We start from the raw sequence: 11,995 nt of genomic DNA, 5'->3' as shown, positions 1-11,995 counted from the left end.
GGCAGGACTACACCACAGAACCTGCGGACCCGGCAGATTCAGACCTCGGCCATCTCATGTCCGGTGACCCTAACTCCGAGGTCTCCGAACCACCGATCACTGAAACAGGAACCGGAAACCCTGTCGGCGACGCGATACTCGCCGATCAAACCCAGGAGCCGATCACTTCGAACATCGGCGGGCAGGACTACACCACAGAACCCGCTGTCACCGACGTCTCGTTCACGGACGAAAACGGAACCAGCTGGTCTGGCACAGCCTCGAAGGTGCCGAACGTGTGGAGCTGGACGTACACCGACGCGCAGGGAGAAGAGCACGACCTGCAGGTCACCTACGACGAGCAGGGACGCCCCTACCAGGTTTTCGACCATTCCAACTCGGAACTGTCCCTGTACGACTGGAGCACCGGCGAACCAGTTCGGATAGGCGACGCGCAGCATCTGGACCCCGGTGTCGCTTACGATCAGCCCTACACCGACGAGGTCATGAGCTTCGTCGTCCCACCGCTGCGCGGGGTCCGCCTGGGCCTCGGCGCGATCCGGGCCGAAGACCTGATCGTCTCGAACCGGACAACACCCACCCGGCCCCCGACCAGCGCACCGGCTGTTCCTGCGCAGAGTGTTCCCCGGCCGGGTGCAGTGCCACCGCGCGGCATACCCGTCATCGACGGCACCGTTCCACCTGCCGAACATGACCAACCCGCGATCCCTTCCGTGAATGAACCTGCACGCCCGGATCCCACGATTCCGGAACCCTCGCAACCCACTTCGCCCGGCGATCCCGACCGTGGCCAGTGGGAATCATCCACGCCGGGTGAGATTGGTGATCCAGGGCCGAACCTGACACCAGGGATTTCTACCCCGAATGTTCCCTCGCCAGGTCACGTCGAGGAACCGAGTGTGCCGACTCTGCCCGATGTCGGTCAGGTGCCGGTGAATCCGGATGCTCCCGGCGCTCCGCAGCAACCCGGCCCACCGGAATTCGACCCCTTCGCCACCGATCCGAGCACCATTCCCAGCCCTGGCGTCATCGAGGATCCGACGCAGCGACCCGCGGTCACGATGCCTCCCACACAGCCTGACAGCCCGGAAGGGCCAGGGGTTGAACAGGATCCGTTGTGGTGGATGCCGTTCGCACGAGAAAAACCACCGCAACTCGCACCCGGGGAAACACCGCCGGACATCGTGGAGGTCGAAGGAGTCGGCCCGTTGGATCTGCGTACGCTGCAGTCCAGGATCATCGGTGATCGGGATAGCACCGATGTCGGTGTGTGGGGTGAAGCGAAGGAAGGTGACCGATACGACGCCGCTCTGAAGTTGAAGCCGTATCGGGTGTTTCAGGAACTCGTCACGTTGGTGGACGGCAAGTTCGCCTTCATCTTGCCGCTCGATGCCGCGAAGAACGGCGCGCTCAAATTCGACGGGTGGTTCCCGGACATGAACGTCATCGTCGACGCGAAACACATCTACGAGTTCATCTTCGACCGGAACGGTGAACCTCGCCTCACAGCGTGGTTCGCTGATACCTGGCGAGTGAAGTGGCCTGATACGGCACGGGCGCAGCTTGCTGCCCTCGCACAAGCTGGCATGGACGCGGAGCTCGTGTGGGTGATGCTCAACGAGCAATATGCTGAACTCGCCAGGGAAGGTTTCGAGCAAGCAGATGTCGTCGGTGTGACGGCGGAGACTATTACGCAATGGCTGGAAAGGACGGGGCGATGAGCATAGTCGGGCGATGGCCGACAGTGATCGGATATTGGGGCACGCGGGTGCAGACGAGTCAGGAGGTGGCGCAGACGATGCGGGCCTTCCTCGACGACCTGGAAGCGATCGACCCGGATTGGGCATTGCCGTGGGTGAATACGAAGCAGCGAAGTCGAGGTACTGCGGATCTCAGTGTGGACGGGTTGGTGCGAATCTTCGAGCACTCCCGCTCCGGGGAGATGGGATACTCGGATACCCCGGGGCCGGGCTACAGCATCAGTTTGTCGCCGGAAGACGGAACCGCGCGGGCGATCATCGCCTGGGTCGGCGGCGTGGAAACCAGTGCACCCAACAGTGTTCAGGTGGCGTTGCCGACGGAAAAGGATGTTCCCTCCGAACTGCGACGGTTGCTCGACCCAGGCATCGGAGACGCGATCATGAAAGTGATCGTCGAACATTGGGAACCGGATCGGGCTCGATGGAGCATCGGCGACTACAGGAAACTTCAGAATCGGTCGAAAGGCGAGGTCGAGGTGGGATGGGAGACGTACTTCCATTCCGGAATCACACTCGATCGCAGCATGCTGCCCCAATCTGCGGTGGTAGAGGAACTGCCCACTGGCACGTTGATCCGGCTGGGAGACAAGCCAATGGAGGTCGCTGCCGCCGACATCGTGGCAGTACGCGCAGCGTTCGGGTATCCGGTGTAGCGCCAGAGCCTGTTCGGATTGGCCGATCGTCTTCGAGTAGGAGTGACGTTGTCTGCTTCATCTTTACGTCGCGATCCGACGTCCGGATTGACCTTGAAAGTCATGGCGCGAAAGGGGCCGCCGGAAGCCGAATCGGTCACCGCAGTGCTGGCAGCGCGGTCACTGCAGTTCCTTCGAGAGCTTGACCCGGTCTTCGACGTCGACATGTATCGCTCCGTGAGGAATGACCTTCCCGACGGCGTTACGGTCGAGCAGGCTCTGGCATCGAATGGTAGACGGATCCTCACGCCTCAGACAGAGGCCTCCCTCGAGGCCGCAATGATCGAGAGCAGAAAGTCTCCTGATGCCGCAGGCGGGATTTACCCACTCTCATTCGGGCATCAACTCAGGTTGTTCACCGACAACGGAAACATCGAAATTCTCATCGGATTCGGGGGTACGGCAGGAGCAGGTTCCTTACTTTGCACCTTCATCTGGCCGTACCCAGGGGGCTTCGCCGATGAATCTCTGATCTCACTGTCATTGAAACTCGTCCAGGCCATGGCCGATATCTGGGACGCTCCCACGGCCGTGCTCTACCGGGATGCGGAGCTCACACCTCAGTACAACGTGCCCGGCGACGCAACGGTGGGCAGTTGCACCTACTTCGGCCCTGAGATGCCGATCAACGAAACGCAGATCCCACCCACTGTCGAAGCTTTTCCGTACAAGAAAGGAACGATCGGCATCCAGCGTGATCCACGCGCCCCGTTGGTTGCCGACGATATCCGAAGCATCCGTGCAGCGGCCGGCCTGCTGACCGAACGACCGGAGGTTCGCCTCCAACGTCCCAGCGTGGGCGTCCATGACAGGTGGACACCAATCTGGCCACCCAGATGGAAAGGCGCGGTGGAGGGCGGCGCGTCGGATTTGAGCACAATCGGCACCTTTAGAAACCGCTGTGTCATGACTCCATCACATGGTTGAGCACTGGTCGATCATATTGCCGGGTACGGTAGCTCGACTCAGGAACGATGACCGGTACATCGCCGCCGAAGCTTCGCTGACGCGTGCGGGCTCCCTGATTGCAGGTTCGCAACATCGCGTCATGCTTCTTTCTCACGAGCGCGTCAGAATCCTCACTCCGGTCACTATCCGTTACCGGATCGGGGACCAGTCACGGATCCACTTGCCGGTTACCGTTCGGGAAGTCGGCCAACTCCTGATATTTTTCGAACGCGGCTTCCTGATAGCCGATGTTGTACAACGTCTGTGACATCTGCTCGAAGAGCATGCCCGCTCGACGGCGCGAAAGATCTCTTCGCCGAGCGCCATGGCATCCCCAACGCCGCGGACACCGATGGGACGACCCAGAATTGCTGGCCGGGCTGTCGCCGTGCACCGGGATGTTCTCGGTGGAAACGGACTGAGTTCTCCGGTACGAGTGCGGGATCGAGAATCTGCCACCGCTCGATCTCGCCGAGAACGGGTGCGACCACCTTGTCGAGCACGGACACATACCCAGCAGCCTCATCGGACGTGGCATAGATCCGAAACCCGAATTTGAGCACGTCAGCTTCCTCGAAAGGAACCGGCGGGTCCGGAGGTGTATCCCACACCGTGCCCTCGTAGACGTCGACATCCCCGACCTTCCCGAGATCCGTCGCAATTGTCTCCACCAAGAACAGCATCAGATGTCCGTAGAGAGCCGCCAGACGCGCCTGCCTTGCGAAGATCTCCAGGATGCTCCGGCCGGTCCGACGGTCGATGTGCAGCAGCACGTCGAAGTCCGCGATCGCAAGGACAGTTCCCACCGTCGCAGGGTCGCTGCCATAGCTGAAGCTCGCGACATCACTGAGGACATCGTTGAACGCATCCAGGTTCTTTCCGTAGTAGTCCGGAAACGACAGTGATGCTGCGAACGCGGCGTGCATGTCCTCAACGGAGGTCCATTCCTGCGCCTCGAGCTCATGCACCAGATAGCCGAGGTCTGTGAGTCGTGTGCACGCGCTGTCGAGCTGGAACCGAGTGGCGTACCGGAACACGAACCCCGACTGCAGAAGCGTCCAGTCGAACCCTTGCCGCTGCTCGTGGAACAGTTCCCGCTCAGTCGGATCAAACACCACCCTGCGCGCCATCCACCGAGCGTATGCGTATCCGATCGCGATCGGGGACGTTGTCGACGAGCGTCGTCAGATCCGCTTCGTCGTTCGCGACACGGCGGGAGAACAATTGCGTTCCGTCGCTGTCGATCACCACGCAATGGTGGTGGGTTTTACCTGCCTCGATGCCTGCCCATAGTGGTTTCATGGGTTCCCCTTCGGCTCTCGATTCGGTTGACAGACCTGGTGGACGACCTCTCCGTCGTGTCCTTACACAGCGATATAGTTCGCATCTCTCAATAAGCGGTCGAGTCGTCGAGAACACCGGGCGGCCATTCTCCTTCAGCCATGCGCACAGCAGAAACAAAAGAGCCATACCCGGCGTTCCCAGGCAGCTCCGAACCTACAAATATTCGCCAAGTACCGCCCAGCAACACGGTAAGGAAACAAATAGAACGCTTTTCCAGACGGAGCGAAGCGGAGTTCTCTTCGGGGGACACCGCAGGCGGCCGGGCCGCCGGGCAGGCGGATGCAATTGGTGATCCGACCGAGCGGGGTGACCTAGTGTCCTGTGCCGGTAAGTAACCTTCCGATATGGCTCTCGGAAACGGGGTGGTCGCTCGCATCGAGCGGACCGTGGACTTCTACGGTCCCGGCCGTCCGATTCCGGCAGACGAGCTTCACGCGCGATTGCATGCGCTCGACATCGTCCCGGACAAAGACTTCACCGAGTTCGTGGGGCGTTGGGGTGGATGCTTCGTGGGCGTGTCAGTGCACGCATGGGACAACGCCGAGCTTATCGGTCGTGAGACATGCATCGAGCTGACCATTGGGGCGCGTGACGCATACGGTGCCCTCATCGACGGGGTGGTGTTCGCTGACGACGGGTCGGGGAATCCGATCTGGATCGCTGCGGACGGAAGTGTGTGCTTGGTCGACCATGACAACGGGAACACAGTTGTTCGACTGGCTGCCAGTTTCCGCACGCTGTTGGAGGAGAACGTCGACGACTGACTCACGTAGGCATCCGCGCGATGTCGGCTGCCCCCTCGTCGCCCTCGCGGGCCGTATGTCCGCGGTGGTCGCCCCAACGACCGTACCGGTCGCCGAGATGGTGTTTGTACATGCAGGGCCGGTGAGCCGTACTACTCACCGGCCCTTTTGGTGCGTTCACGAGGTGGCAGGCACTTCGGTGACGGCGTCGGCAGTCACGAGCAGGTCGATCTCGACGAGATTGGTTCCGCCGGCATCGGTGACACGCACGGTTACTCCGGCCAGCTTGTGTACCGTCGGTCATTGACCGCAGAGGGGAAACCGAGATGCTGTTGTCTTCCTGGCGAGTGTGTATCACCGAAACTCGTGTAGCCCGTCCCTCGGATTACGGTGCACCGGAGGGTGCCGTAAGAATTTTCTTTCCAGAAGACCCGTTTCCCGGTTCACCGTTTTTGTTGTCTCCGTCGTTCGAGTACGACGTGGACCTCAATTCGTACTTCCGAAACCCGAGTTTCGTCACGATGTCACCGATCAGCCAGCAGGGCTATGCACGCAACATCGCCGCGTTCCTTTCATTTCTCACCTCAGCGCGGAGCGGTATCTCATGGCGTGATGCGAATGAGGACGACCATGTCGCTTACCTGGTCTGGCGACGGCGCGATGCTTCCGGCCCACGAGTGTCCGGAGCAACTTGGAACCGAGAAGTCGCGGCAGTCAACAACTTCTATCGCTGGGCAGTGCGCAAGGGATTCGTCGCCGCGAACCCGATCCCGCACCATGCCCGTAGTGGTCGCTCTCATACCCCGGGCCGCATCGACGATCAAGGAAGTAGTCCCACGACCTATTCGCGAGATGTCAACCGGGACAACATCGAGTGGATTCCGCAAGCCTCTTATCGGCGATGGAGAGACACCGGAATGAAGGGTATGAACGCGGACGGTCTCCCTCGCCCCGCATTCCGCGGACGCTGGGCGACGCGTAATGCGGTGTTCTGCGATCTCATGGTGCGAACCGGACTACGCCTCGCCGAGCAGTCCGCACTTACGGTCTTCGACCTGCCCACCGAGCACCAGCCCGTGTCCTATCAACGCTTCCGACTCCCGGTAGCCATCGCCAAAGGCTCCTCGACCAGATGGGTGTACATACCGGAATCCATCGTCAGAGAACTGATCAACTACCGCGATGTCGATCGCCGCCAGATTATCGACGACGCTCGCGCACACGGACGGTACGACAAAATCGCTCGCCCGCTCGTCGTCGAGGACCCTGCCCAACCTATCGCTGTCGACTACACGAACGCCGGCGTCAAGGCACGCGCAAAGGTCTCCAATCTGGACCACACCGACCGGCGCCGCCTATACATCGCCGGTGATCGCGGATTGGAACCCGCCTCGTTCTGGCTGACGGAACGAGGAATGCCAGTGTCGGTGTCGAGGTGGAAGGGTCTGTTCCACGAGGCCAACGTCCGGTGCGCCGACGTCGGTATACCTCTGCGCGTGCACCCACACATGTTGCGCCATACCTTTGCGGTGGTAACCCTCGAACAACTTCAACGCGGCCATATCGCGGCATTGCGCGAACAGACTGCGGAACAACGTGGCCACTACACACGAATTTTCGGCGATCCCCTCGACTGGGTTCGGCGCCGTATGGGACATCGCTCGATCACCACAACGATGATTTACCTTCACACCCTCGCCGAGCTGGAAATGGAGACCCGGATGGCATTGGTGCCTGACGATTGGGAGGAACCGCCAGCGCCGCCAAATCCATTGGCCTCGAACACGAATGCCTCGCAGTGAAACCCCGCACGGGTGCCGGAACTCATACCGGTCAACCATCGAAGACACCCACGGGTCAGTATGACGTTTCACCACGCCACGAACCGTCGACCGCATCTGCTCCGGCCGACGCTGCGAGCACCACATCGGTCCAGTTCATCGGAGATGACGGACGGACACGGACGTTCTCCGCCGACAAGTGGCCCATGCCCGGCTGGCACGGACCGGCACTCGATGCATTCGCCCGACGCACAGGTCCGACCGGAACATTGCGGACAGAAGCGTCCGCGCGTTCGATCTGGCTGCTCCTCTCCTCGTTTCTGCGGTATCTCGACTTGGTTCCCGATTCGCCAGCAGTACCGTCCGCTCTCACGCTGCGGCATGTCCAGGGGTATCTCCGGCAGCGAGCATCTGTGGCCAGTATCAACCGATCGCTGGAGTGCCAGACAATTTTGCGGCGAGTATTGATCGAACCTCCGTTGCGCGAGATGATCGCCCCCGACATCCACGCTGCTCTGGCACGTTCGGTTCCGAAGTTCAGAAAGCTGAATGCGTCCGGATACTCGGATGGAGAATTCACGCGAATCCTCGGCGCTGCACGCGCTGACGTCTCGGCAACCCGGTCACGAATCGAGTTTTCGGAACGAATTCTTGCCGGTAACAATCCCAAGTCCACCGAAAAGTCCTTGTCCGCTATAGATAGGGCGAAACTACGAAAGATCGCCAGCACCGGAATCGTTCCGCGTTCCCCGGCCGGACCGTCTATGACGTGGCGGCGCAGACTCGCCCAGGCAGAACAACTGTTCCTCCTGAAGAGGGATCTCGTTCCGATCCTCATTCTCCTGATCGCGCTGACCGGCCGGAATGTGGAAACTCTCAAAGACTTACCAGCCGAACACCAGATCCTGGAAGGAACGGCCGTGCAAATACAGCTGACGAAACGTCGTCGGGGCGATCAGCACTGGCATGAAACCGTCACCTGGGAAATCGGTCCACCGCATCGGGAACTCGACACACCGGGAGGGCTGTACCTGCTACTGCACCGATTGATGACCCGCGGGCGAACGTACACGGATTCGACTGCACTGTGGTCGATCTGGCGCAACGGAATCGCAGGCGGCATCACCGGCATTGCTGAACACATGAGTCCGTTTCGCGCATCTTTGTCCGACCCACCCCTCATGCCCAGCGAATGGGCGGCGGGGCATTCACTGCTCACAGATCCGCCGAGCGAAACGGAGGTGGGACGGCCGTTGACGGTGACGTTCGGCCGGATCCGGACCACTATCGAAGTTGCCAGAGTCAAAAGGTTGGGCGGTCATCTGCCCTCTGCAGCACGCTCGAACAGTGTGGAAGTGCTATTTGGGAATTACCTTCGAGGGGACGCTTCGGCAGCAGAATGGAGCGCCGAAACTCTCACCGCTGCCATCGCCGAAGCCGAGAGCGCTGCGCTCGATGCCCATGTTCGCGCACTTGCGGCCGCGGGCGGCTCGCTGAAGGTAGTTCCGGAAGCGGCAGTCCCTGCGGATCATGAGGCACCCTGGAATGGTTGCACTGACCCCGACGCTCACCCTGCGACCGGCCGAATATGTCGTCGCACAACATTTCTCGACTGCTTCCACTGCGGGAACTGCGTCATCACCTCAAGTCACCTTCCCGCTGTGCTCGGCTTGCGGCAGGCGCTCGACGAACGGCGATCGGTGCTATCGGAGTCCGACTGGTGGAGCCGCTACGGCCCCGTCTGGGTGACCATCGAATATGAAGTACTCCCCAAATTTACGCCGGGACAAGTCTCACACGCCGAGTTGATCAAGCCTGCTGATGCTCTTCTCGACCTCGTCGAACATCCCTGGGACATCCCATGACCGAACCACAACCCCACTGCGATACAGGCCCCCATGTACTCACAGGGCGGCCGCTGCGCCCCGATATCCCCGATGATCGCCTTCCTCGATACGCGGACATGGTGTGGCGACTCGACGCCGCCCAGCTGCAATCACATCTGAGTTCGGAGCGTTTGGATTTCACCACCATCCCCGCCCGTCAACAGCGCACCGCGAAAGAGCTTTTCGCCGCCCTCTTATCGGGACCGTTACCGCCGGGAGAGTATCGCCTGGCCATGGGCACCGTCACCGCTCTGTTTCCACAGGTTAAACGGTTTCTAATCTGGGCCGATGGCACGTGTCCCAGAATTTCGTTGGCCGCCCTGTCTCCCGAGATGCTCGGAAACTACGCCCTCTTCCTACTCGCCGATGTCCCCGACACCGGCCACCGCGAGAACGCCCGACGCGCAGTGCGCATGCTGTGGCGGTATCGAAGCGCCCTGACCGAGCCCCTCAACTTCGACCCTCAGTACGCAGCCGAGGGATGGTCCCAGCAATCGCGCTCACGCGCGGAAAACATCACCCCTCGCATCCCTGAACAGGTACTCGGTCCGCTCATTGCATGGTCGTTGAGATTCGTCGACGATTTCGCACCCGACATCCTGACCGCCCTCGAACACAGCGGGCCCATCAAGAACCGAACCAAGCCCTCCGCTCTTGGCCGAAACTCCGGAGCACACGCAGCCCTGACGGAGGTCCTCGATCGCTACATCCGAACTGGACAACCCCTACCCGGTACGAGGCGAGGAGTGAACCGATCACTCCTCGCCGCGGAGGCCGGCATCAGCGACATCCGAAGACCTGAACAGTGGGAATCGATCGCCGCTGCCGAAAAGCTGGTCGGCGTCGATCCGTACACATGGTTTCCTATAACCATCTCGGGGAGACTCGACGAAAAGCCGTGGACCAACGGGATCTGCGCAAACAACCATCCGAGCAAGTCCGCGAGAGTGCTCTCACGGATGCTCCTCACCGCCTGCTACGTCCTTGTCGCCTATCTGTCCGGCATGCGCGAAAGTGAAGTCAAAAGCCTGCGACCCGGCTGCGTCACGGTTCTCCGAAGATCCGACGGAACCCCATACCGATGGACAGTTTCCGGCACAGCCTTCAAGGGCGCCAAAGATCCACACGGCGTCGACGCCACATGGACAGTCGGCGCGCCAGTGGCCCGCGCCATCGACGTCCTCACCGAACTACGCCGGCCAGGCACCGAGTATCTATTCACCTTTCTCACCCAATCGCGCGACGAAGCCAGTGGTTTCCGCCCCAATCGAGTTTTCACCACCTGCGCCACCAATGTGCAGCTCAACGATCTGTGCAGCTGGATCAACAACTACTGCGCCGACCACGGACGCACCGACATCGTTCCCACGGTGAACGGCGCACCATGGATACTGTCCACCCGACAGTTCCGACGAACACTTGCCTGGTTCATTGCCCGACAACCCGGCGGAGCCGTAGCGGGCGCGATCGCATACCGCCACTTGAGCATTCAAATGTTCGAAGGATACGCCGGAACCTCAGATTCAGGTTTCCGTGCGGAGGTCGAAGCTGAGCAAGCGCTACTGAGAGGCAACGATCTTATGGCCATGATCGATCAACACGCCCACACCCCGTTGACCGGTCCAGCCGCAGCAGAAGGCGCAACACGACTCGCGGCGCTGGCCGGCCATCCCCAGTTCACCGGGGCTGTGATCACCGACCCCAAACGGCTCGCACGTGTACTGAAAGGCAAAGCCGGAGCCATCTACCCAGGCGAATACGCAACATGTGTCTTCGATGTCCGAAAAGCGCTGTGTCTGAACAGCAGCGCCGACAAGAGCGCAGTTCCGCAGCTCGATCACTGTCAACCGCTCGCCTGCACGAACGTCGCGCTCACGGTCGGCAACCTCACGAAACTGAACGCAGAGGCCGAGAAAATCGCGGCCACCCTTCGTGAACGTCCCACACTCCCACCGCTCCTACACAGCCAACTCTCCGAACGGGCCTCACAGATTCACGCATTCGTCGACCGCCACCGCCCGGACCCACGATGACCCCGCCCAGCGGATTGCCAACCACGGCAGTTGTATCCGTGGAGCTTGCCGCGTTACTGGCCGAATCGGCCGAACGTGGAGTCCTGCCCAGTGCTCTTGCTCTCGCCCGCCGCCTCGGCATCGCGAACACCACCCTGAGGCGCAATTTTCCAGAGACAGTCGAGGTGCTGACGAAGCACCGGCAGACCGACCGCAGTACGCCCACACTCGCGGCGCCACCCAATCACATCCAGAATCTCGAACTCGAGAACCGGAAGCTCCGCACGCGTAATCGCGAACTCACCGAACAAGTCGCTCTAGCTTCGTCACAAATCCAGCAACTCAGCCTCGAAGCGCACCAACTTCGCACGGAGCTCCATCAACGCACGGCCGTCGCCACCATATCCAGCCCCCGTAAATGACCAGCCAGAAGTCGATTCCGCACTCCTGTTAGGCCTTGCTCAACGCCGCCAATGCGTCTGTGCCGACGGGTTCTTCGGCGAGCATGGGGACGATGGCGGTTCGCTGGCTGTATTTGTTTGTGATGCTGCCGATTTCGGCGATCTCACCGGCTGTGCGCTGCTGCAGGAGCGGCGAGGTCGGTTCGGCTGCGGCGAGGGAGTTGTTGACCACCCACGCCCAAGGGTGAATGCCTGCGCGTTGCAGGTCGGCTTGCAGACCGGCGGCTTCGAGGACGGGTGTGGTTTCGGCGAGGGTCACGAGCAGGACCTTCGTGGCGTCCGGGTCCTGGAGTGTCGACGGCCATCGTAAGCTCCCCACTGGCGGCCATTTATGGCGCATTTTGTGGCCATGGTTTCTCCCCGCGTAC

10 protein-coding genes and 1 pseudogene are annotated in these 11,995 nt (G+C 61.1%); 8 read left to right on the top strand and 3 right to left on the bottom strand.

The annotated features are described in order from the left end of the window. The 3 genes and pseudogenes from AC1Q6C_RS31770 to AC1Q6C_RS31760 form a co-directional block, all read left to right on the top strand. Positions 1-1,721 (top strand): annotated as a pseudogene (locus AC1Q6C_RS31770) (hypothetical protein); the annotation flags it as partial. Further along, on the top strand, positions 1,718-2,413 hold the full coding sequence (locus tag AC1Q6C_RS31765) for an Imm52 family immunity protein (protein ID WP_241896162.1): 696 nt from the start codon (positions 1,718-1,720) through the stop codon (positions 2,411-2,413). The pseudogene AC1Q6C_RS31770 and the gene AC1Q6C_RS31765, both read left to right, overlap by 4 nt. 48 nt (positions 2,414-2,461) lie before the next feature. Continuing rightward, positions 2,462-3,379: a hypothetical protein gene (locus AC1Q6C_RS31760; RefSeq protein WP_241896163.1), complete on the top strand. Its 918-nt coding sequence runs from the start codon at positions 2,462-2,464 to the stop codon at positions 3,377-3,379. A gap of 209 nt (positions 3,380-3,588) precedes the next feature. Here AC1Q6C_RS31760 and AC1Q6C_RS31755 read toward each other — a convergent pair whose 3' ends face one another. Continuing rightward, positions 3,589-4,530, bottom strand: coding sequence for a barstar family protein (locus tag AC1Q6C_RS31755; protein WP_241896164.1), 942 nt, complete (start codon positions 4,528-4,530; stop codon positions 3,589-3,591). After that, on the bottom strand, positions 4,508-4,702 hold the full coding sequence (locus AC1Q6C_RS31750) for an IS110 family transposase (RefSeq protein WP_157902095.1): 195 nt from the start codon (positions 4,700-4,702) through the stop codon (positions 4,508-4,510). The genes AC1Q6C_RS31755 and AC1Q6C_RS31750 overlap by 23 nt, the downstream gene beginning before the upstream one ends. A 386-nt stretch (positions 4,703-5,088) precedes the next feature. Here AC1Q6C_RS31750 and AC1Q6C_RS31745 point away from each other — a divergent pair, with 386 nt between their 5' ends. The 5 genes from AC1Q6C_RS31745 to AC1Q6C_RS31725 all read left to right on the top strand — a co-directional run bounded on the left by AC1Q6C_RS31745 (position 5,089) and on the right by AC1Q6C_RS31725 (position 11,588). Beyond that, positions 5,089-5,508 (top strand): SMI1/KNR4 family protein, encoded by a 420-nt coding sequence (locus AC1Q6C_RS31745; RefSeq protein WP_492667029.1) that lies wholly within the window; start codon positions 5,089-5,091, stop codon positions 5,506-5,508. A 458-nt stretch (positions 5,509-5,966) separates the two neighbouring features. Next, on the top strand, positions 5,967-7,289 hold the full coding sequence (locus tag AC1Q6C_RS31740; RefSeq protein WP_492667028.1) for a tyrosine-type recombinase/integrase: 1,323 nt from the start codon (positions 5,967-5,969) through the stop codon (positions 7,287-7,289). Then, positions 7,286-9,133 carry a hypothetical protein gene (locus AC1Q6C_RS31735; protein ID WP_492667027.1) on the top strand — a complete coding sequence of 616 codons (1,848 nt, stop codon included), beginning with the start codon at positions 7,286-7,288 and terminating at the stop codon, positions 9,131-9,133. Before AC1Q6C_RS31740 ends, AC1Q6C_RS31735 begins: the two co-directional genes overlap by 4 nt. 332 nt (positions 9,134-9,465) lie before the next feature. Further along, positions 9,466-11,187, top strand: a complete 1,722-nt coding sequence (locus AC1Q6C_RS31730; protein ID WP_147343832.1) for a hypothetical protein — start codon at positions 9,466-9,468, stop codon at positions 11,185-11,187. Then, positions 11,184-11,588, top strand: coding sequence for a hypothetical protein (locus AC1Q6C_RS31725; RefSeq protein ID WP_054186482.1), 405 nt, complete (start codon positions 11,184-11,186; stop codon positions 11,586-11,588). The genes AC1Q6C_RS31730 and AC1Q6C_RS31725 overlap by 4 nt, the downstream gene beginning before the upstream one ends. A gap of 28 nt (positions 11,589-11,616) precedes the next feature. Here AC1Q6C_RS31725 and AC1Q6C_RS31720 read toward each other — a convergent pair. Next, the coding region (locus AC1Q6C_RS31720) for an ArsA-related P-loop ATPase (RefSeq protein WP_492667026.1) at positions 11,617-11,995 on the bottom strand (379 nt) is incomplete at its 5' end.

Source organism: Rhodococcus sp. MT28, assembly GCF_058792695.1.
This window is presented reverse-complemented; position numbering and strand designations above follow the sequence as displayed.

What these genes read in the sequence shown, in the direction of transcription:
- AC1Q6C_RS31765 (WP_241896162.1), top strand. Translation starts at nt 1,718, where the DNA reads ATGAGCATAGTCGGGCGATGGCCGACAGTGATCGGATATTGGGGCACG.
- AC1Q6C_RS31755 (WP_241896164.1), bottom strand. Translation starts at nt 4,530, where the DNA reads ATGGCGCGCAGGGTGGTGTTTGATCCGACTGAGCGGGAACTGTTCCAC.
- AC1Q6C_RS31750 (WP_157902095.1), bottom strand. Translation starts at nt 4,702, where the DNA reads ATGAAACCACTATGGGCAGGCATCGAGGCAGGTAAAACCCACCACCAT.
- AC1Q6C_RS31745 (WP_492667029.1), top strand. Translation starts at nt 5,089, where the DNA reads ATGGCTCTCGGAAACGGGGTGGTCGCTCGCATCGAGCGGACCGTGGAC.
- AC1Q6C_RS31725 (WP_054186482.1), top strand. Translation starts at nt 11,184, where the DNA reads ATGACCCCGCCCAGCGGATTGCCAACCACGGCAGTTGTATCCGTGGAG.